The sequence below is a fragment of the Streptomyces sp. NPDC059582 genome, assembly GCF_042735715.1.
Classification (GTDB): domain Bacteria; phylum Actinomycetota; class Actinomycetes; order Streptomycetales; family Streptomycetaceae; genus Streptomyces.
Genome location: NZ_JBHWCC010000057.1, coordinates 23,458 through 43,921, shown reverse-complemented (window position 1 = coordinate 43,921; position 20,464 = coordinate 23,458). Strand labels below are relative to the sequence as shown.

The window sequence follows — 20,464 nt, the reverse complement described above, 5'->3', positions numbered from 1 at the left end:
AATGCGTCCGCTCGGGGCGTCGTCGGGCGTCGTCGGGCGTCGTGGCGGTGGGCCGCCGCGGTGGGGTCAGCTGCCGAGCAGGCGCCGGGCGGTCAGGGCGAGGGAGGTGTCGACGACGTCCGCGGGCCGGGTGAGGCAGCGGCCGGTGAGCTGTTCGAACCGCCGCAGCCGGTTGAGGACCGTGTTGCGGTGACAGTACAGCCGGGTCGCCGCGCGCTGGGCGGAGCCGTCGCTGTCGAGCCAGGCGCTGACGGTGTCCAGCAACAGGTCCCGGTCGCCCGGATCGAGGCTCAGCAGCGGTCCCAGGACCCGGTGGACGAGCGCCGCGCCGAGGGCGGGCGCGGACACCAGCAGCGCCGCCGGCAGATGCTCGTCGAGCAGGACGGTGCCGCCGGCCTCCGGGCAGGCACGCAGCGCGGTCTCGGAGAACCGGCGCGCGTCACCGACCGCCGCGAGGCCGTCCACGGCGCGGCTGATGCCGACCCGGGACCCGACGGGCACGGTCACCCGCTCGACCAGGTCGGCCGGCTCGCCCTCGCCGAGATGGACGATGCCGTGTTCCGCGTCCGCGCCGGTGTGCCAGTGCACCCGCATGCCCGGTGGCACGGACAGCAGCCGGATGCCGGTGTGGGCGGCCGGGTGGGCGGCGGCCACGCTCACCACCGCGTACCTGCCGTGCTCCGGCAGATCCAGTGCGGCGGCGACGTCCGGGAGGTCGGCGATGCGGGTCGTACCGTCGAGGAGGGCGGTGGTCATCAGCCGCTGCCGGTTCTCGCGGCGCCAGGCGAGCTGCCGTTCCACCTGCCGGTAGGCGTCGGCGACCAGGGTGCTGTGCTCGTCGACGAAGTTCCACACGTCGGAGGCCACGTGCACGAGCAGGCGTACGTCGTCCGGGTCGCGCCGCGCGGCCTCCTCGACGAGCCCGCGCCACACCAGGGCTCCGCCGAGCCGGAAGGCGTGCAGCAGCGCGTCCAACGGCAGTCCCTGCTCCGCCCGTTCGGCGCCGATCCGCCAGGAGCAGCGGCGGGCGGCGTCCCGGGACTCTCTGGGGCGCAGCAGCGAGCCGACGTTGTGGCGCAGCGAGCGGTGCACCTCCTGCCACAGGCCGGAGGGGTCGGATTCGAGGGCCGCGCGGTAGGCCGGTTCCTGTTCCTGGAGCACGGCGACCAGCCGGTCGGTGAGTTCGGGGAGGTCGTCCATCAGGACGGCGGCCGCACGGTGCAGCACGGCGAGGGCTTCCGCGTCGACGGAGGAACGCAGGGGCGCAGAGGGGGGCGGCAGCTCGGGCACCACCCGGACACGGGCTCGTACGGCGTTCGGCATCGCGGTCCTCCACCGGGTCGGTTCGCACCGGTGCGCAGCGCGGCGTTCGTCCCCCGCCGGCGGCTCCGGAGCAGTCCTTGGTCCCGAAGGATGGCATACCGTCCGGTCGGTCCCCAGGGTGCGAGCCAAATTCCCCCCAGCGGGCCGCCGCCCGGTGCCCCGCGCCCGTCGCTCCTGGTGTGCCCGGCTCACTCCCGCAGCGGGATCTCGTGCCGTGCCGGGTCGGGCTCCCGGGGAGGCGCGGCGGGCGCGTCCTCGCGGTCGACGAGCCGTGCCAGTTCCATGCGCGAGCGCACCCCGAGGAGGGCGAACACATTGCGCAGATGGTGGTCGACGGTGCGCGGGCTCACCGAGAGCCGCATCGCCACCTCCCGGTTGGTCGCGCCCTCCGCGACGAAACGGGCGATCCGCTGCTGCTGCGGGGTCAGCCGGGTCAGCGGCCCGCCGGAGTCGGCCGCCGCCGGGGCCTCACCGGTGGCACGCAGCTCGGCGCGGGCCTGCTGGGCCCAGGCGCGGGCTCCGCAGCGTTCGAACGCGACCAGGGCGTCGCGCAGCCGGCCCCGGGCCTCGCCCGGCCGTCGCCTGCGCCGCAGCCAGTTGCCGAACAGCAGCTGGGTACGGGCGCGTTCGAAATCGCCGCCCACCAGGTCGTGGCGGGCCAGCGCCTCGGCGTAGCAGGCCTCCGCAGGGTGGGCGCCGGTGCGATCGTCGTCGCCGGGTTCGGCCCTGCCCTCGACGGTCCACAGCAGGGCGCGGCAGCGCGCGAGCAGGGCCGGGGCGGCGGCGTCGATGCGCTGTTCCGCCCAGCCGGCGAACTCGTCGACCACCGCGGGCGCGGCGTCCGGTTCACCGGCCAGGACGGCCGCCTCGACGTAACAGGGCACGGCGAGCATCCGTACCGCGAAGTGGCCGGCGCCCGGACCGGGCCGCACCACGGGACCGAGGCGGGCCGCCGCCTCGGGAGCCCGGCCCCGGCTCAGGTCGGTCCGGGCCAGGGCCCACTGGGCGAGCGTGGCGGCCAGGGTGAGGCCGTGCGCGTCGGCGATGGCCGAGCAGGCGGCGGCATGCTCGGCCACCGTGTCGGTGTCCCCCTCCAGGGACGCGACCAGCGCGAGTACGGCGTGCTGGTGCGCGGCGATGTTGCGCTGTCCCGTGCGCAGGGCGGCGCGCAGTCCTTCCTCGGCGTGCACCCGGGCCCGGAGGTGCCGACCGGCCCGTAACTCGCCGTACGCCAGCCGCTCCAAAGCCAGCGGTACGAGCGTGGCGTGGCCGTGTGCCCGCGCGACGGCGAGCGCCCGTGCGTGCACCCGGCACGCGGCCGCGAGGTCGCCCACGACCAGGGCCGCGGCACCGGCGCACACCAGCAGCCCGGGGTCGCCCGCGTGCTCACCCCGCGCGACGAGCCGGCGGAGCACGTGCCTGCCCCGCGCGGTCCGTCCGCTCAGCAGGTCCGCCATGCCGCCGCGGTACTCCTCGACGAACATCCGCGCCGGCACGGCCGCCCCGCCGCCCGAAGCCCCGCCCAACAGGACGACGTCCCCGGCCCCGCCGAACGACGAAGAACCCGGCGCGCGAGACGCGACCACACCATGTGGACCGACGGCGACGGACCGGCCCCCGGGCCCGGACTGGCCGACGGTACCGGCGGGACCGACGGGACCGGCGGGACCGGCGGGACCCGACATGCCTGCGGAACCGGACCAGTCGGCCCGGCCGAGGGGATCCCCGGGACCGGAAGCACCGTCAGAACCCGACAGGCCGACGACACCGGACCGGACGCCGGAACCGGCAGGACCAACGGGACCAGCAGAACCGGCAGAACCGGCGGGACCGGCGGGACCCGACATGCCTGCGGAACCGGACCGGTCGGCCCGGCCGAAGGGATCCCCGGGACCGGAAGCACCGTCAGAACCCGACAGGCCGACAACACCGGACCGGACGCCGGAACCGGCAGGACCAACGGGACCAACGGGACCAGCAGGACCAGCAGGACCGGCAGGACCAGCAGGACCGGCGGGACCGGACCAGTCAGTCGGGTCCGCCGGACCTGACCGGTCGGCCGGGCCCGCCGGAGCCGACCGGTCGGCGGGCGCCGGGGTGCGGGCAGGCCCGTGCCACGCGGTGATCCGTAGATAGGTCTCCGCGTCGCCCGCCGCCCACGCCGCCTCCAGGCCGGCGAGCAGCGCCGCGTCGGTGCGTGGCGGGTCGTAGGGGGCCATCAGGTCCGCCGCCAGCCGCAGCGCCTCGCAGGCGTCGGCGACCGGGCCGTCCTGTAGTTCGAGCAGCCCGCGGACGAGTTCGGCCCGGCCGCGTACCGCGTCGTGGGCCGGCCACGGCCGGGCCGCGGTCAGCAGCTCGCGCGCCCGGGCCGGTCGGCCGGCCAGCCGGGCGTGGTCCGCCGCGGCGGCGAGCCGCGCGACCCGGGCTCCGTCGTGTTCCGTGAGGACGGCCGCGTGTTCCAGGGCCACGGACCGTTCGGCGTGGGTCCGGCCCGGGTCGTCCTCCGCGGTGGACGCGAGTTCGGCGGCGAGGCGCGGGTCGGGGCCCGGCGCGGCCAGCGCCCGGTGCACCAGGCGCGGCAGCCGCCGCCGGTCACCGGCGAGCGCCAGCGCCAGCAGGGTGTGCGCCTGCCGGCGCCGGGAGCGTGACACCCCGTCATGGACGGCACGGCGCAACGGCTCACCGGCGAACACCACGCGCTCCCCCGCGACGCGCAGCAGCCCGGCGTCCTCGGCCTCGCCGAGCTGCGCGCGGCCGACCCCGGCGGCACCGGCCGCCCGCAGGACGAGGACGAGGTCAGCTCCGTGCCCGTACGGGTCCTGTTCCTGCGCGGCCGCGGCCAGCAGCAGGAGCAGCCGGGTGCCGGGCGGCAGGTCGCCGGGGCCCGCCCCGCAGGCCCGTACCAGGACCTCGGGCGCGACCAGCGGACTCGGCAGCGGCACATCGCCGCCGAGCTGCCGGAGGCTCAGCCCCGCAAGTACGTCGCTCAGCAGCCGCGGGTTGCCCGCCGTCCCGCGGACCAGTTCCCGGCGGACGGCGGGATCGAGGGCGCGCGGAGCGAGTTCGTCCGCCAGGGCGTTCGCCGCGGCGGGGTCGAGCGGGCCGAGCCGTACCAGGGGCAGCCCGGCGAGTTCGTCGTCCGGGCCGCCGCGGGCCGCCGCGGACAGCAGCAGCCCGATGGGGCGCACCGTGTCCAGCCGCCGGGCGACGAATCCGAGGGCCGCGCGGGACGGCCCGTCCCACAGGTGTACGTCGTCCACGCACAGGAGCAGTGGCCGCCCGGCGGCCCGCTCGCCCAGCAGCTCCAGCAGCGCGGCCGGTTCGAGGCCGGCCCCGAGCACCCGCAGGGCCCGCAGCGGAAGGCCCGCGGCTCCGGTGCTGAGCAGGGCGTGCAGTCCGCCGTACGGGATGCGGCGCTCGGCCGGGGTCGCCCGGGTGTGCCATACGGTGCCGTCGTCGAAGCTGCGGCTGACCTGGGCCAGCAGCGCGGTGCGGCCGAGGCCGGGGGTGCCGCTGAGGACGAGGGCGCCGCCGCGGTGGGCCCGCAGGCGGGCCAACAGCGCCGCTACGGCTTCCAGTTCCGCGCTCCGGCCGTGGAGTCTGGGCGGGCGGAGCGGACGTGGGGGGATCTGCTGTCCGGTCACGGCGGTCAGGTTACGACCGCGTAACCGACGGCGGAACCAGGCGCCCGGGAGCCCCGGACAGGCCCCTGAGGGCCGTGCGACCTCGGGAAACGTGCCTGCCGGCCGGGGTTCGCGCTGGGCACGCTCCTACCGGGCGCGAGCCATCCTTGTGCGGCCGCACACGCGACGGCGGCGGCCGCGAGGACGCGGACGCCGCCGTGCGGGGGTGCCGGAGCGAACGATGACGAGCGGTGTCGACGACGGAGACGGTGACGAGGGGTCAGGAGGTGTGCGGGCAGTTGCCCCGGTACTCCTCGATGGTGATGCTCGGCTGGGGCAGCGGGCACAGGAACTGCTCGTAGCGGGTGTCGTTGTCGATGAACCGCTTGAGCCAGGAAATGCTGTACTTCGCGATGGTGGTGTTCGACGAGATCGGCGTGAAGTGCGTCGCGTTGTTCAGCTTCAGGTACGCCTTGTCCAGGGAGCCGGGCAGGCTCTGGTAGAAGGGTTCGGCATGCTGGCCGGCGGGCGCGACGGTGTCGCCGTCCGCGCCGAAGACCAGCGTCGGGGTCCGCACCTCGGGCCAGGTCTTGTCGAGGTCCCACGGGGTGAGCGGGATCGCCGCCTGGAGCGAGGGCCGGGTCTTGGCGGCTTCGAGTGTGCCCCCACCGCCCATGGAGTGCCCGATCACGCCCAGGCGGCTGCTGTCGATCCGGGCGCGCACAGAGCTGCGCTGCGTGAGGTGGTCCAGGGCGGCGAGGAGCTGGCGGCCCCGGCTGTCCGGCTGGTCGAGGGTGGTGAGGGTGTCGATGGTGAAGACCACGAACCCCTGGGAGGCCAGGCGCGGTCCGAGCCAGGAGATCGACGACTGCGTTCCGGTGTAGCCGGGCGAGACGGCCACCGCGCCGAAGGTGCCGTCGCCGGTGGACGTGGGGTAGTAGATGGTGCCCCCGCCGAAGTCGGTGACGCTCGCGGACGACACGGTCGACCGCGACACCGCGTACGGCCCGGTCGCCGCCTCGATGCTCGACTGCGTCGGCGCCGGCCCGCGTTCGTAGGGGTTGTCGGCGGCCTGCGCGCCGACGGTCTGCGCGGTGACCAGACCGCCCGCGGCGAGCAGGGTCGCGAGCACCGCCCGGGTCAGACGCGCGCTGGTCCGGCTCACCCGCGGTCCGCCCGGGGCCGGTTCGCTGTGCAGCTGTGTCTGCTGCTGTGCCATGTGGGGCTCCTCGAATGGAGGGCGCGGCGACGGCCGTGCGGCGGGCCGCGCCTCGTTCGGCTGACAGCGGCAACTGTGCGGCGCGGCTTCGGAGCCACGCATCGGCAGAACCACCGGTTCCGGCAGCCTCAACCGACCACCCGACCACCCGAGCTGCCTGGACCACTCGACCGTCCCCGAGCCCAACCGACCGGACCACCCGACCGTCCGAGGGCCCGACCGTCCGAGCGCCGTGGGATCCGTCAGGACCGGTTCAGCCGGGCAGCGGGGCGCGGGGTCAGCCCGGCAACCGCACGCTGAGCGGTCCCGCGACCGCACGCGGACTCAGCCCGGCAGTTGGGCGCGGCGCAGCGCGCCGGAGCACAGGACGACCACGCCGCCGAGGCCGCAGACCGCCGCGCTGGTGACGAAGACGGGCCCGGTGCCGCACCAGCCGATGGCGGCCGCGCTCACCGGCATGCTGAGCGGCACGAGGCCGAGGCTGACGGTGCCCGCGACGGAGCTGACGCGGCCCAGGTAGGCGGGCTCGGTCTGGGTCTGGAGCAGCGCGCCGCACAGGGCGCCGCTGAGCCCGGCGAGCAGACCGACGAGGAGGGCCACACCGACGGCCGCGGGCAGACTCGGTACGAAGGCGAGCGCGCCGATCGCGACCGAGCCGCACAGTATCGCCGCCGCGGCGACCCGCGCCGCGTGCGGCAAGCGCCCCCGTACGGTCAGCAGCAGGCCGGCGATTCCCGCACCGGCCCCGAACCCGGCCAGCACGGCGCCCATGCCGGAGGCTCCCCAGCCGCGCTGGTCGGCCAGCAGGGTGAGCCCGACGTTCAGCGGTCCGACGAAGCCGAGTTCGCCGAGGGCGATGGCGACGAGAAGCGGCGCGAGGACGCGGTGCCGGCGGATGTAGCGCAGCCCGTCGCGGAGGTCCCGCCAGGGGCTGCCGGGCGGAACCGCCTCCTGGACGACGGTGGAGCCCTGATCCGGATCGGGCGCACCGAGCACACCGGTCGCACCCGACGCACCAATCGCATCAGACGCACCAGACGAACTGGCCGCACCAGACGCACCAGGCACCCCGGCGTCACCCTCGGCACCCGCATCCGTCGTCAGGTCCCTCATCCGCACGGACACCAGCAGCGGCACGGACACCGCGATCAGCAGTCCCGCCAGGCCGAACGCCCCCGCCGCTCCGCCCAGGGCCACTCCCAGGCCACCGAGCGGCGCGCCCACGACGTTGGCGAAGCGGATCGCGAGACCGCGCATGCCCTGGACGCGGGCGAGCTGGTCCCGGCTGGTCACCCGCGCCGGGAGCGCGCCCACCGCGGGCATGAAGACGGCGTCGACGATCCCGAAGACCACGGCGAGCACGACCAGCGGCCACAGTCCGGGGCCGGCCGCGAACAGCACGGCGGCGACCGCGAGGACGGCCGCACAGCGCACGGCGTCGCTGCCGATGACGACCCGGCGCGGCCCGAACCGGTCGGCGACCACACCGCCGCCCAGCATGAGCAGTGCGCGCGGCACGGCGCTGACGGCCATCACCAGTCCGGCCTGGGAGGGGGTCCCGGCCTGGACGGCGGCCCAGGACAGCGCGAGGTAGTAGACGTTGTCGCCCACCATGGACGCGGTGTAGGCACCGAGCCAGCGCAGGACGTTGCCGTCGCGGTGGGCCGGGCGGGAGGTGCCTTCGGCCGGGGCCGCGCGCGTGCCGGTCGCACCAGGCGTGCCGGACGTGGCGGTCGAACCCGGGGCGGTCGTGCCGGGCGTGGCGGTCGTGCCGGGCGTGGCGGTCACGGGAGGTCGTCCTCTCAGAGACGGAACGGGAATCCGTACACGTGCACGGCGACGGACTCGCGCCCTTCGGTGTCGCCGGCGGCCTCGGCCGCCCGGCCCTTCTCGTCGTACTTCCTGACCAGGGCGAGCAACTCCTCGCGGAGTCCGTCCAGTTCCGCCGCGGTCAGCCGGAACAGGGATTCACTGTCGGGGGCGGCGGCGTTCCACTCGGGCCCCCAGGTGGCGCGTTCGTCGAGGTAGCGGCGGTACATCTCGGCGCGCTGGTCGTGGAAGAGCCGGGTGGCCGCCAGGTGCGCCGCCGCCCGGTCGGGCTCGTCCCGGAAGTCCCGGTCGCGGACGGTGACCCCCTCCGAGGAGGGCTGCCACCACCGCTCCCGGCCGTCCGCGCTCTGCGCCTCGGTCTCCTCGATCAGCCCGTGCTCGGCGAGCTTGCGCAGGTGGTAGCTGACCAGCGAGACGGCCTCGTCGACCTGCTCGGCGAGCTGCGACGCGGTCGCCTTCTCCGCCACGCACAACCCCCGGTACAGCCGCATCCGCAGTGGATGCGCCAGTGCCTTGAGCGTGCCCACGTCCGTGATGGGACGGCTCCCCTTGGCTGTCATGCACCCCACCGTAGATACGAAGGAAAAGTTGCGCAACGCATTTTGCGCAACTTCTCTTTCCTATCTGGGCGAAGCGAAGCCCCGGCCACCCAGTGACCGGGGCCGAGCGGGGCGCTCACCCCGAGCGCGCTCTCACCGCACCGGGTGACCCGCCTCCCGCAACGCCTGCTTCACCTCGGCGATCCGCAGATCGCCGAAGTGGAAGACGGAGGCCGCCAGCACCGCGTCCGCCCCCGCCGCGACGGCGGGCGGGAAGTCACCGAGCCGGCCGGCGCCGCCGGAGGCGATCACCGGGACCGTCACGTGCGCCCGGACGGCCGCGATCATCTCCAGGTCGTAGCCGTCCTTCGTGCCGTCCGCGTCCATCGAGTTCAGCAGGATCTCCCCGGCGCCCAGCTCGGCGGCCCGGTGCGCCCACTCGACGGCGTCGATGCCGGTGCCCTTGCGGCCGCCGTGCGTCGTCACCTCGAAGCCGCCCGACGGCGTGCGCCGGGCGTCGACCGACAGCACCAGGACCTGCCGGCCGAACCGCTCCGCGATCTCCCGGATCAGGTCGGGCCGGGCGATGGCGGCCGTGTTCACCCCGACCTTGTCGGCACCGGCCCGCAGCAGCTTGTCCACGTCCTCGGCCGTGCGCACCCCGCCGCCGACCGTGAGCGGGATGAACACCTGCTCGGCCGTGCGGCGCACCACGTCGTACGTGGTCTCGCGATCGCCGGAGGACGCGGTGATGTCCAGGAACGTCAGCTCGTCGGCGCCCTCGGCGTCGTACACCTTCGCCATCTCGACGGGGTCGCCCGCGTCGCGCAGGTTCTGGAAGTTGACGCCCTTGACGACCCGGCCGTTGTCCACGTCCAGGCAGGGAATGACTCGGACCGCCAGGGTCATGAATCCACGGCTCCTCTGAATGCTTCTATTTCCACTTCGACCAGGATGCGCGGGTCGACAAATCCCGCCACGACCAGCATCGTCGAGACCGGGCGCACCGGATCGAAGAGCTCCTTGTGGGCCCGGCCCACGGCGTCGACGTCCCGCGCGTGGGTCAGGTACATCCGGGTGCGGACCACGGACCCGACGTCCAGCCCGAACGCGCCGATCGCCTCGACCGCGCTGGTGAAGGCCACCTTGGCCTGCTCGTACGGGTCGCCCTCCCCGTACAGCACGCTGCCCTTGAAGGAGGTCGTGCCCGCCACCAGGACGCGGTCGCCCGCCGCGACGGCACGCGCGTAACCGAAGGACTCCTCCCAGGGGCTCGCGCTCTGCACCCGCCGTACGGCATCGGACGTCATCGAGACACAGCCTCCAGGGCCTCTTCCAGGGTGAACGCCTTCGCGTACAGGGCCTTCCCGACGATGGAGCCCTCGACACCGACGGGTACCAGTTCGGCGATGGCCCGCAGGTCGTCCAGCGACGACACGCCGCCGGACGCCACGACCGGCCGGTCCGTGGCAGCGCAGACGTTCCTCAGCAGCTCCAGATTGGGGCCCTGGAGCGTGCCGTCCTTGGCGATGTCGGTGACGACGTACCGCGCGCAGCCCTCCTTGTTCAGCCGGTCCAGCGTCTCGAAGAGATCACCGCCGTCGCGGGTCCAGCCGCGCCCGCGCAGTGTCGTACCGCGTACGTCGAGGCCCACCGCGATCTTCTCGCCGTGCTCGGCGATGACCTTGGCGACCCACTCCGGCGTCTCCAGCGCGGCCGTGCCGAGGTTCACCCGGGTGCAGCCGGTGGCGAGCGCGGCGGCGAGGGTGTCGTCGTCGCGGATGCCGCCGGACAGCTCCACCTTGATGTCCATCGCCCCCGCGACCTCGGCGATCAGAGCCCGGTTGTCGCCGGTGCCGAACGCCGCGTCCAGGTCGACCAGGTGCAGCCACTCGGCACCCGCGCGCTGCCAGGCGAGGGCGGCCTCAAGCGGCGAGCCGTACGAGGTCTCCGTGCCGGACTCGCCGTGCACGAGCCGGACTGCCTGGCCGTCGCGGACGTCGACTGCGGGCAGGAGTTCGAGCTTCGAGGCCATCAGAGGGTTCCGATCCAGTTGTTCAGCAGCTGCGCTCCGGCGTCGCCGGACTTCTCGGGGTGGAACTGCGTGGCCCACAGGGCGCCGTTCTCCACGGCCGCCACGAAGGGCTTGCCGTACGTCGACCAGGTCACCCGGGGGGCCCGCAGGGTCGGGTTGTGCGTTTCGAGGGCCCAGTCCTGGACGGCGTAGGAGTGCACGAAGTAGTAACGGGCGTCCGCGTCCAGGCCGGCGAACAGCCGGGAGTCGGCGGGCGCGTCGACGGTGTTCCAGCCCATGTGGGGCACGACCTCGGCCTGGAGCGGCTCGACGGAGCCGGGCCACTCGTCGAGGCCCTCGGTCTCGACGCCGTGCTCGATGCCCCGCGCGAACAGGATCTGCATGCCGACGCAGATGCCCATCACCGGGCGCCCGCCGGAGAGACGGCGGTCGATGATCCAGTCGCCGCGCGCCTCGCGAAGGCCCTTCATGCAGGCGGCGAAGGCGCCGACGCCCGGCACCAGCAGGCCGTCCGCGTTCATGGCCCGGTCGAAGTCACGCGTGATCTCGACCTCGGCACCGGTGCGCGCGAGGGCCCGCTCCGCGGAGCGGACGTTGCCGAAGCCGTAGTCGAAGACCACGACCTTCTTGGGGACGCTCAATTCCACACCTCCAGCCGCACGACACCGGCCACGAGACACATGGCGGCGGCGATGGACAGCAGCACGATGAGGCTCCTGGGCATCTCCTGCTTGACGAACGAGTAGATGCCGCCGGCGAGGAAGAGCCCCACGACGATCAGGATGGCGGACAGACCGGTCATGGGTTAGAGCGCGCCCTTCGTGGAGGGGAGGATGCCGACCGCGCGCGGGTCGCGCTCGCTCGCGTAGCGCAGCGCCCGGGCCAGCGCCTTGAACTGGCACTCCACGATGTGGTGGGCGTTGCGCCCGTACGGCACGTGCACGTGCAGCGCTATCTGCGCCTGGGCCACGAAGGACTCCAGGATGTGCCGGGTCATCGTGGTGTCGTACTCGCCGATCATCGGCGCCATCGTCTCAGGCTCGGTGTGCACCAGGTACGGGCGGCCGGAGAGGTCGACGGTGACCTGGGCGAGGGACTCGTCCAGCGGGACCGTGCAGTTGCCGAAGCGGTAGATGCCCACCTTGTCGCCGAGCGCCTGCTTGAAGGCGGCACCGAGCGCGAGGGCGGAGTCCTCGATGGTGTGGTGGGAGTCGATGTGCAGGTCGCCCTCGGTCTTCACGGTCAGGTCGAACAGACCGTGCCGGCCGAGCTGGTCGAGCATGTGGTCGTAGAAGCCGACGCCGGTGGAGATGTCCGTCCTGCCGGTGCCGTCGAGGTCGATCTCCACCAGGACCGAGGTCTCCTTGGTGGTCCGCTCCACGCGTCCAACGCGGTTCATGCGCTCTGCTCCTTCGGGGGTGCGGGGGTGTCCCCCGCAGAGCCCATTAGTTCACGTACCGCGTCGAGGAACGCGTCGTTCTCTTCGGGAGTTCCGGCGGTGACCCGCAGCCACCCGGGCACGCCGTTGTCCCGTACCAGCACACCCTGGTCGAGGATCTTCTGCCAGGCGGCCCGGGAGTCCTCGAACCGCCCGAACTGTACGAAGTTCGCGTCGGACTCGGTGACCTCGCAGCCGAGCGACCGCAGCTCGGTGACCAGCCGGTCCCGTTCCGCCTTCAGCTGCTCGACGTACTTCAGCAGCGTGTCGGTGTGCTCCAGGGCGGCCAGCGCGGTCGCCTGCGCGACGGCCGACAGGTGGTACGGCAGCCGCACGAGCTGGACGGCGTCCACCACCGCCGGGTGCGCGGCGAGGTAGCCGAGACGCAGCCCGGCCGCGCCGAAGGCCTTCGACATCGTGCGCGAGACGACCAGATTCGGCCGTCCTTCGATGAGCGGCAGCAGCGAGTCGCCGTGGCTGAACTCCACGTACGCCTCGTCGACGATCACCATCGACGGCTTGGCCGCCTGGGCGGCCTCGTACAGCGCGAGCACCGTCTCGCGCGGGACCGCGTTGCCCGTGGGGTTGTTGGGCGTGGTGACGAAGACGACGTCCGGCCGGTGTTCGGCCAGGGCCCGCTCGGCGGCGGCGAGATCGATCGTGAAGTCGTCGTTGCGCGGGCCGGAGATCCAGCCGGTGCCGGTGCCGCGCGCGATGAGCGCGTGCATCGAGTACGACGGCTCGAAGCCGATCGCCGTGCGGCCGGGTCCGCCGAAGGTCTGGAGCAGCTGCTGGATGACCTCGTTGGAGCCGTTGGCGGCCCAGACGTTGGCGAGGCCCACCGGGTGGCCGGAGGTGTCGGTCAGGTAGCGGGCGAGCTGTGTGCGCAGCTCCACGGCGTCCCGGTCCGGGTAGCGGTTGAGGTCGCGGGCGGCCTCGCGCACCCGCTCGGTGATCCGCTCGACCAGCGGCTCGGGCAGCGGGTACGGGTTCTCGTTGGTGTTCAGCCGGACGGGGACGTCCAGCTGAGGGGCGCCGTAGGGGGACTTGCCGCGCAGTTCATCCCGTACGGGAAGATCGTCGATGCCGGTCACGTGCTCGGTCACTTGCCCTCGGGGACCTTCCATCCGAACCTCGCCCGGACCGCCGCGCCGTGCGCCGGCAGGTCCTCGGCGTCCGCCAGCGTCACCACGTGCCGTGCGACCTCGGCCAGCGCGTCCCTGGTGTAGTCGACGATGTGGATGCCGCGCAGGAAGGACTGCACGGACAGGCCCGAGGAGTGGCAGGCGCAGCCCCCGGTCGGGAGCACGTGGTTGGAGCCGGCCGCGTAGTCGCCCAGCGACACGGGCGCCCAGGGGCCGATGAAGATCGCGCCGGCGTTGCGCACCCGCTCGGCCACGGCGGTCGCGTCGGCCGTCTGGATCTCCAGGTGCTCGGCGCCGTAGGCGTCGACCACGCGCAGGCCCTCGTCCACGCCGTCGACGAGCACGATCGCGGACTGCTTGCCCTTGAGTGCCGGGACGATCCGGTCGTCGATGTGCTTGGTGGCCGCGACCTGCGGCTCCAGCTCCTTCTCCACCGCGTCCGCCAGTTCGACGGAGTCGGTGACGAGGACGGCGGCGGCCAGCGGGTCGTGCTCGGCCTGGCTGATCAGGTCGGCGGCGACGTGCACCGGGTCGGCCGTGGCGTCCGCGAGGATCGCGATCTCGGTCGGCCCGGCCTCGGCGTCGATGCCGATCCTGCCGGTGAAGTAGCGCTTGGCGGCGGCGACCCAGACGTTGCCGGGGCCGGTGACCATGACGGCGGGCGGGCAGGACTCGGTGCCGTACGCGAACATCGCGACGGCGGTGGCACCACCGGCCGCGTACACCTCGTCGATGCCGAGCAGCGCGCAGGCGGCGAGGATCGTGGGGTGCGGCAGCCCGCCGAAGTCGGCCTGCGCCGGGGAGGCGAGCGCGATCGACCCGACGCCGGCCTCCTGGGCGGGCACGACGTTCATGATCACGGAGGAGGGGTAGACGGACCGGCCGCCGGGGGCGTACAGCCCGACGCGCTCGACCGGTACCCACTTCTCGGTCACCGCGCCGCCGGGCACGACCTGGGTCGTGTGCGCCGTACGGCGCTGGGCGCGGTGGACGAGCCGGGTGCGCCGGATGGACTCCTCCAGGGCGGCGCGCACGGCCGGGTCGAGCCCCGCCAGCGCGTCGCTGAGCGCCTGGGCGGGGACCCGTACCGACTCCAGGCGTACCCCGTCGAACTTCTCGGCGAAGTCGATCAGCGCCGCGTCGCCCCGATGATGCACGGCCTCGCAGATCGGACGCACCTTCTCCAGGGCGGCCGAGACGTCGAAGTCGGCTCGGGGCAGCAGGTCGCGCAGGGCGGGTCCCTCGGGGAGGGCGTCGCCGCGCAGATCGATTCGGGAGATCACGTCGTCAATTCTCTCAGACCGGGAATGCGCGCCGTCCGCGCGTATCAATGACTGATACGCGCGGACGGCGCCGCACGATGGCGCATATCAGCGGAACCCGGAAGATCCCCTTCACGTCCTGCGTTCGGGGCGTCACCCAGCGGGCATGAACGCCAGTGCGATGAAGCGAACCCGCGAGTAGCCGGGGAGGAAGTGAAGGACCGTGACCGAGGGGGCCGGTGTGCGCGCCGGTGAGCTGCCGGACGATCTGACCGCCGCCGAGGCCGGCATGTGGCAGGCCTTCCGTAACGGCACCGTGTACGACCTGAGCAGCGGGGACCCGGTCGTCGACGATCCGCACGGCGGGCATCCCTGGGGGCCCGAGCGGTCCGTGCGGGCCCGCATCCTGGCCTGGCTGCTGCTGGACGGGCCGCCCGCGCTGTCCGGGCGGGTGGCGTCGCTGAAGCTGACCGGTGTGCAGATCGGCGGGGTACTGGACCTCGCGGGCGGCACGGTGGTGCCGTACGTCGAGCTTAAGGGCTGCCGCTTCGAGCGGGAGGTGCTGCTGCCGGAGGCCCGCTTCACGACCGCGCGCCTGGTGGACTGCTCGGTGCCGCGCCTGGAGGCGGCCCGGGTGCACACCGAGGGCGATCTGCATCTGCCGCGCTGCCGTTTCCACAACGGGGTGCGGCTCACCGACGCCCACATCGGCACCGACCTGCTGCTCAACCAGGCGATCGTCCACCGGGACCGCAGCGGTCGCTCGATCGCGGCCGACGGCATGTCGGTGGGGCAGGATCTCCAGGCCGAGCTCCTGGAGTCGCACGGCGAGTTGAGTCTGCGCGGCGCGACGGTGGGCGTCTCGCTGAGCCTGCGCGGGGCGCGGCTGGTCAACCCGTACACGCGGCTCGCCCTGAACGCGCCCCAGCTGACCGTCGGGCGCACCCTGTATCTGACCCCGGCGGGCGTCGGAGCCCAGGTGCCGAGCGGCGCGACCCCGCCGCAGGGCACGCTCGTGCGGCGGTTCGAGTGCCGGGGCGGGGTGCGGCTGGACGACGGGCGGTTCGGGGACGCCGTCGACCTGGAGCGGGCCCGGTTCGTGTTCACCGAGGAGCAGTCGCTGTCGCTGCTGCGCGTGCAGACTCCGGAGCTGCGCTTCCTCGGGGAGCGGCCCCAGCGTGGCAAGGTGGTGCTGTCGGGGGCGCGGATCGTCAACCTGGTCGACCGGTCGGCCAGCTGGCCGGGTCCGGGCAATCTGCACATGGGCGGGTTCTCGTACGAGAACCTCGTGCCGCACGGACCCTTCCCGCTGACCGAGCGGCTGGAGTGGGTGGCCGCGGCGACCGCCGAGTACAACCCGGAGCCGTACGAGCGGCTCGCGGCCGTGCTGCGGGCCGGCGGCGAGGACGAGGACGCCCGTGAGGTGCTGCTCGCCAAGCAGCGCCACCGCCGGGAGACCCTGCCGCCCGCCGCCAAGTTCTGGGGGTACGCGCAGGACTGGACGGTCGCCTACGGGTACCGGCCGGGCCGGGCCGCGGTGTGGATGGCGGTGCTGTGGGCGGCGGGGACGCTCGCCTTCGCCCGGGCGGGCCGTCCGCCGGTCAACGGCGACGGGCATCCGGAGTGGGACCCCGCGCTGTTCGCCCTGGATCTGCTGCTGCCGGTCATCGACCTGGGGCAGGTCGGCCAGTGGCAGCTCGGCGGGGGCCGGCAGTGGCTGGCCGCGGTGATGATCCTGCTGGGCTGGATCCTGGCGACGACGGTGGCGACGGGAGCCTCACGGATGCTGCGGCGGAGCTAGGGCGCCCGGCCTTACTCGCGGTAGACGTACAGCCGTTCGACAGGTGAGCGGCCGTCACGTTTTACCCTTCCTTGACCACTGGACGTACAACTTTCCGGAGGTTCCGTGGAGCCACTGGCGCGCCCGCGACCAGCGCGTTTTCAATGGTCGAACCATGGCTCTGCTGCCCCCCTTCATCCGTGCGTCGCGGATGAGATCAGCCGCCCCCCGCCCCGTCGCCGCGACCCACGCCGACGACGAGGTCCTCCTCGACGCGCCCGACGAACGGCTGGGACCCGCGCTGGTCGCCGCCGCGCGGGGCGAGTACGGGCCGGCCGCGCGGCTGCTCGCCGACACCCGCGCGCACGCCGAGTGGGAAGGCCGCGACCGCTACGTGCGACGGCTGGCGTCCTTCGCCGGCGCCCGCGGCGAGTGGTTCGAGAGCTGGCGCGCCGCCGCCCCGCGCGACCCGGACGTGCTGCTGGTCGGGGCCCAGCTGGCCGTGGACCGCGACTGGGACTCCCCGGCGAGGGCCGAGTTGCTGCGGGCCGTCAGCCCGTCGATCACGGCCGCCGCGCGCAGCGACGACCGCGACCCGGTGCCCTGGCGGCTGGCGCTGGACCACGCGCGCGGCGCCCGCGCCGGACACCGCTACTTCGAGGAGCTGTGGGAAGCCGCGGTGCGCCGCGCGCCGCATCACCACGGCTGCCATGTGGCGGCCCTGAAGTACCTCGCGGGCGCCTGGCACGGCTCCCACCGTGAGTGTTTCGACTTCGCCGAGCGAGCCGCGCAGGACGCGCCGCCCGGATCGCTCGTACAGGCCCTGCCGCTGCGGGCGGCCTTCGTCTACCTGACCGACGGCTGCGGCCCCGAGGTGCCGCGCGAGCGGCTGGAGGCCGCCGCCGACCGCGCGCTCGCGCTGTCCGCCCGGTACCCGGCGATCGACCCCTGGCCTGCGGAGATCCGCAATCTCGCGGCCTATGTCCTGGTCCACCTCGAACGCTGGCCGGAGGCCGGGGAACAGCTGCGGCTGACCGGCCCGTACGTCACCTCCTTCCCCTGGGACCGGGTCTCCGACGACCCGCTGGGACGGTTCCTGGAGGTGCGCGACGAGGTCCGGAGGAACCTGGCCGGGGAGCCCGCGTGGCATCCACGAAGTGGGCACGGCGACCGTGCCCGCTCCGGCGGCCATTAGGCTTCTGCGCCGTGACCACCGTCCGGCTTCCGCTCTTCCCCCTGAACTCGGTGTTGTTCCCCGGGCTCGTCCTGCCGCTCAACATCTTCGAGGAGCGCTATCGCGCCATGATGCGCGAGCTGTTGAAGACCCCCGAGGACGAACCACGCCGGTTCGCCGTCGTGACCATCCGTGACGGCCATGAGGTGGCGCCCAGCGCGCCGGGCATGCCCGATCCGACCGCCGTGCCCGAGCGCGGGGCGACCGCGGGCTTCGGCGCGGAGCCGTCGAAGGCGTTCCACACGGTCGGCTGCATCGCCGACGCGGCGACGATCCGGGAGCGGGCGGACGGCACCTTCGAGGTGCTGGCGACCGGCACGACCCGGGTGCGGCTGCTGTCGGTGGACGCGTCGGGCCCGTTCCTGACGGCCGAGCTGGAGGAGCTCGGGGAGGAGCCGGGCGACGAGGCCGGGGCGCTGGCCGAGGGCGTGCTGCGCGCCTTCCGGCAGTACCAGAAGCGTCTGGCGGGTGCCCGGGAGCGTTCCCTGGCGACGGGGGCCGAGCTGCCCGACGAGCCGTCCGTGGTGTCGTACCTGGTGGCCGCCGCGATCATGCTCGACACGCCCACCAAGCAGCGGCTGCTCCAGGCCCCGGACACGGCGTCCCGGCTCCGGGACGAGCTGAAACTCCTTCGCTCCGAGACGGCCATCATCCGTAATCTGCCGTCGTTGCCCGCGTCGGAGCTGACGCGCGGCCCGACGAGTCTCAACTGACGCACGACCCGAGGAACCAGCCGGCATGGCGAAGAAGGCGAAGAAGCAGCAGCCGGGCGGCACGCCCGCGACGGTGGCGCTGACCGCGGCGGGCGTGGACTACACCGTCCACGCCTACGACCACGACCCCTCCCACCCGTCCTACGGCGAGGAGGCCGCGGAGGCGATGGGCGTCTCCCCCGAGCGCGTCTTCAAGACGCTGGTGGCGGACGTGGACGGCGCGCTGACGGTGGCGGTGGTCCCGGTGGCGGGCCAGCTCGATCTGAAGGCACTGGCGACGGCGCTCGGCGGCAAGCGGGCGGCGATGGCCGACCCGGCCCTCGCGGAGCGCACCACGGGTTACGTCCGCGGCGGTATCTCCCCGCTCGGCCAGCGCAAGAAGCTCCGCACCGTCCTGGACGACTCGGCCATCGCCCACACCACGATCTGCGTCTCGGCGGGCCGCCGAGGCCTGGAGGTCGAACTCTCACCCACCGACCTGACCACCCTCACCGACGCGGTCCTGGCCCCCATCGGCCGCCCCTGAGCCCGTCCGGCCCGGTCTTTTCAGCCCTTCAGCCCTTCAGCCCGTCCGGCGTTCGAGGACGAGGCCGTCAAGGCCGAAGCGGGGGCTGGGGGCGGCAGCCCCCAGGGACGGGATAGGGAAGGGGCGGCGGGGGCGAACACCACCCCACCGCACCCACGGCGCCCCGCCCGGCCGCTACGCCTTGGGCCCGGACGCCCCGTACGCCTGCGGATACGGATCCGGATCCCGCGGCCCGAACAGCGCCGTCAGCCCCATATGCACCACCAGCCCCGCGAGCGGCCACGCCAGCAACGCCCCCTTCGCCCCCAACTTCAGCGGCGCGGAGAACGTCACCCCCTTGCCCACGGCCTTGGCATGCGCGATGACGTCCGACTCGGGCCCCAGCCACACCCCGACCCGCCACGCCAGCAGTGCCCCGAGCAGCCCGCCGACGCCCAGCGCGACCACCAGCGGCACACCCCCGCGCCGGCGCCACAGGAACACCCCGAGCGCGCTCACCGCCCCGAAGGCGAGCGCCAGCAGCGTGAACGTTCCGTCCACGCCGATCGCCTGCTCGCCCTCGGAGTCCTTGAGGTAGACGGCCCAGCCGATGGCGGACTCGTCGCCGACCAGCGGCACGTGCGGCGCCAGCCACCACCACAGCACGCCGAGCAGCGCACCGGCGACGGCGACCACCACGGTGACGACGACGGCCTCGATCACCTCGGCCCTCATGCCCGGCCCGTCCTGTCCGTACAGGCTCTCGGGCGGCGCGGGAGCCACGCCGCCGTACGCGCCGGGCGAAGGCGGCCACGCGTGCTGCGGGGGCTGTTCGTGCGGCGGCGGAGGGGGAGTCAGCGGTGCGGTCACCCTGACATCGTGCCAGGCCCCGCTGCGCGGCGCGTCACCGGACGGCTGCCCGGCGGAACGCCCAGGTGGCGACGGCCAGCGAAACGACGCCGACGAACGCGCACACGGCCAGGTCACCGAGGACGAAGGCCCAGTCGGGATGCGGCCCGAAGGTCCGCGCGTAGGCCTCCACGCCGTACGTCGACGGCAGCAGATCCCGTGCGAACCGCACGGCCTCCGGCATACGGTCGGCCGGCAGCACGCCGAGCAGCAGCGCCGCCGACATGCCCAGCTGCCCGAGCACGGTCGCCAGCTCGGGCCGGGGCGCGAGCAGTCCGAGCGCGGCGCCGAGCCCGGCGAGGGCGGCCCCGGCGAGCGGGATCACCGCGGCGAGGATCCAGAGGTTGCCCATGGGCAGCCCGAAGAGCACACAGCCGAAGACGGCGGTGACCACGGTCCCCGGCACGGTGAAGGACGCGTACGCGCCCGCCGCGCCGAGCACGACCGCGGCGGGCGGCACCGGAAGGGTCGCGTAGTGGTCGAGGCCGCCGTTGGAGCGCAGCTGCCCGAAGTACTGGGCCAGCAGGTTCAGCGCGACGAAGGCGACGACGAGGACGGACGAACCGGCCACCACCGACTCCGCCTCGCTGCCGCCGTCCACGACCCCGCGCATCATGATCAGGATGCCGATCGACTGGAAGGTCGCCACGAACAGCAGCGGGATCCGCGCCACCCGGGCCCGGGACAGCTGCGCCCGGTACACGGCCGCCAGCGCCGGCCACAGCCGCGCGCGCGGCGCCAGCTCGGCCGCCTCCCGGACCGTCTCCTCCACGGCCAGGACGCTGCCCGGCAGAACCTCGGCGGGTACGACACTCACGTCGAGCTGCTCCCCTTCGCCTTCACTCTGGTTCGAGCCGGCGCCCGTCCCGGCGCTCCTCCTGTTGGGTACGGACGCGGCGGTGTGCGCGC

At 73.9% G+C, this 20,464-nt stretch carries 19 protein-coding genes; 4 read left to right on the top strand and 15 right to left on the bottom strand.

Features of this window, described 5'->3' with window-relative positions:
• Positions 1–66 precede the first annotated feature (66 nt).
• The 13 genes from ACFV0T_RS34650 to hisD form a co-directional block, all read right to left on the bottom strand.
• Positions 67–1,323: a helix-turn-helix domain-containing protein gene (locus ACFV0T_RS34650; protein ID WP_385788197.1), complete on the bottom strand. Its 1,257-nt coding sequence runs from the start codon at positions 1,321–1,323 to the stop codon at positions 67–69.
• Positions 1,324–1,511: 188 nt separating this feature from the next.
• A complete protein-coding gene (locus ACFV0T_RS34645; RefSeq protein WP_385788194.1) occupies positions 1,512–4,967 on the bottom strand; it encodes a LuxR C-terminal-related transcriptional regulator in 3,456 nt (1,151 codons plus the stop codon).
• A 259-nt stretch (positions 4,968–5,226) separates the two neighbouring features.
• Positions 5,227–6,165: an alpha/beta hydrolase family protein gene (locus ACFV0T_RS34640; protein WP_385788192.1), complete on the bottom strand. Its 939-nt coding sequence runs from the start codon at positions 6,163–6,165 to the stop codon at positions 5,227–5,229.
• Positions 6,166–6,489: 324 nt separating this feature from the next.
• The gene (locus tag ACFV0T_RS34635) at positions 6,490–7,779 is read right to left on the bottom strand and encodes an MFS transporter (protein WP_385788251.1); all 1,290 of its coding nucleotides are present in this window, start codon (positions 7,777–7,779) and stop codon (positions 6,490–6,492) included.
• 188 nt (positions 7,780–7,967) lie between these two features.
• Positions 7,968–8,555 (bottom strand): ArsR/SmtB family transcription factor, encoded by a 588-nt coding sequence (locus ACFV0T_RS34630; RefSeq protein WP_385788190.1) that lies wholly within the window; start codon positions 8,553–8,555, stop codon positions 7,968–7,970.
• Between the two features lie 132 nt (positions 8,556–8,687).
• Complete coding sequence (hisF, locus tag ACFV0T_RS34625) at positions 8,688–9,443, bottom strand: imidazole glycerol phosphate synthase subunit HisF (RefSeq protein WP_385788187.1); 756 nt, start codon at positions 9,441–9,443, stop codon at positions 8,688–8,690.
• A complete protein-coding gene (locus tag ACFV0T_RS34620; RefSeq protein ID WP_385788185.1) occupies positions 9,440–9,844 on the bottom strand; it encodes a RidA family protein in 405 nt (134 codons plus the stop codon). Before ACFV0T_RS34620 ends, hisF begins: the two co-directional genes overlap by 4 nt.
• Positions 9,841–10,569, bottom strand: a complete 729-nt coding sequence (priA, locus tag ACFV0T_RS34615; protein ID WP_385788182.1) for a bifunctional 1-(5-phosphoribosyl)-5-((5-phosphoribosylamino)methylideneamino)imidazole-4-carboxamide isomerase/phosphoribosylanthranilate isomerase PriA — start codon at positions 10,567–10,569, stop codon at positions 9,841–9,843. The genes ACFV0T_RS34620 and priA overlap by 4 nt, the downstream gene beginning before the upstream one ends.
• A complete protein-coding gene (gene hisH / locus ACFV0T_RS34610) occupies positions 10,569–11,210 on the bottom strand; it encodes an imidazole glycerol phosphate synthase subunit HisH (RefSeq protein ID WP_385788180.1) in 642 nt (213 codons plus the stop codon). Before hisH ends, priA begins: the two co-directional genes overlap by 1 nt.
• On the bottom strand, positions 11,207–11,371 hold the full coding sequence (locus tag ACFV0T_RS34605; protein ID WP_385788177.1) for a hypothetical protein: 165 nt from the start codon (positions 11,369–11,371) through the stop codon (positions 11,207–11,209). The genes hisH and ACFV0T_RS34605 overlap by 4 nt, the downstream gene beginning before the upstream one ends.
• A 3-nt stretch (positions 11,372–11,374) precedes the next feature.
• A complete protein-coding gene (gene hisB, locus ACFV0T_RS34600; protein ID WP_385788175.1) occupies positions 11,375–11,968 on the bottom strand; it encodes an imidazoleglycerol-phosphate dehydratase HisB in 594 nt (197 codons plus the stop codon).
• Positions 11,965–13,101 (bottom strand): histidinol-phosphate transaminase, encoded by a 1,137-nt coding sequence (locus ACFV0T_RS34595; RefSeq protein WP_385788248.1) that lies wholly within the window; start codon positions 13,099–13,101, stop codon positions 11,965–11,967. The genes hisB and ACFV0T_RS34595 overlap by 4 nt, the downstream gene beginning before the upstream one ends.
• A gap of 8 nt (positions 13,102–13,109) precedes the next feature.
• A complete protein-coding gene (gene hisD, locus ACFV0T_RS34590) occupies positions 13,110–14,435 on the bottom strand; it encodes a histidinol dehydrogenase (RefSeq protein WP_385788172.1) in 1,326 nt (441 codons plus the stop codon).
• Between the two features lie 202 nt (positions 14,436–14,637).
• On the opposite strand from hisD, the gene ACFV0T_RS34585 reads away from it, so the two are divergent.
• The 4 genes from ACFV0T_RS34585 to ybaK all read left to right on the top strand — a co-directional run bounded on the left by ACFV0T_RS34585 (position 14,638) and on the right by ybaK (position 18,667).
• On the top strand, positions 14,638–16,215 hold the full coding sequence (locus tag ACFV0T_RS34585; protein WP_385788170.1) for an oxidoreductase: 1,578 nt from the start codon (positions 14,638–14,640) through the stop codon (positions 16,213–16,215).
• Between the two features lie 154 nt (positions 16,216–16,369).
• Positions 16,370–17,389 (top strand): hypothetical protein, encoded by a 1,020-nt coding sequence (locus ACFV0T_RS34580; RefSeq protein WP_385788168.1) that lies wholly within the window; start codon positions 16,370–16,372, stop codon positions 17,387–17,389.
• An 11-nt stretch (positions 17,390–17,400) separates the two neighbouring features.
• A complete protein-coding gene (locus tag ACFV0T_RS34575) occupies positions 17,401–18,141 on the top strand; it encodes an LON peptidase substrate-binding domain-containing protein (RefSeq protein ID WP_385788165.1) in 741 nt (246 codons plus the stop codon).
• A gap of 25 nt (positions 18,142–18,166) precedes the next feature.
• On the top strand, positions 18,167–18,667 hold the full coding sequence (gene ybaK / locus ACFV0T_RS34570) for a Cys-tRNA(Pro) deacylase (protein ID WP_385788162.1): 501 nt from the start codon (positions 18,167–18,169) through the stop codon (positions 18,665–18,667).
• A gap of 174 nt (positions 18,668–18,841) precedes the next feature.
• On the opposite strand, the gene ACFV0T_RS34565 is transcribed toward ybaK, so the two are convergent.
• The gene (locus ACFV0T_RS34565) at positions 18,842–19,516 is read right to left on the bottom strand and encodes an AAA family ATPase (protein WP_385788159.1); all 675 of its coding nucleotides are present in this window, start codon (positions 19,514–19,516) and stop codon (positions 18,842–18,844) included.
• Positions 19,517–19,550: 34 nt separating this feature from the next.
• The gene (locus ACFV0T_RS34560) at positions 19,551–20,372 is read right to left on the bottom strand and encodes an ABC transporter permease (protein WP_385788156.1); all 822 of its coding nucleotides are present in this window, start codon (positions 20,370–20,372) and stop codon (positions 19,551–19,553) included.
• Positions 20,373–20,464: the final 92 nt, after the last annotated feature.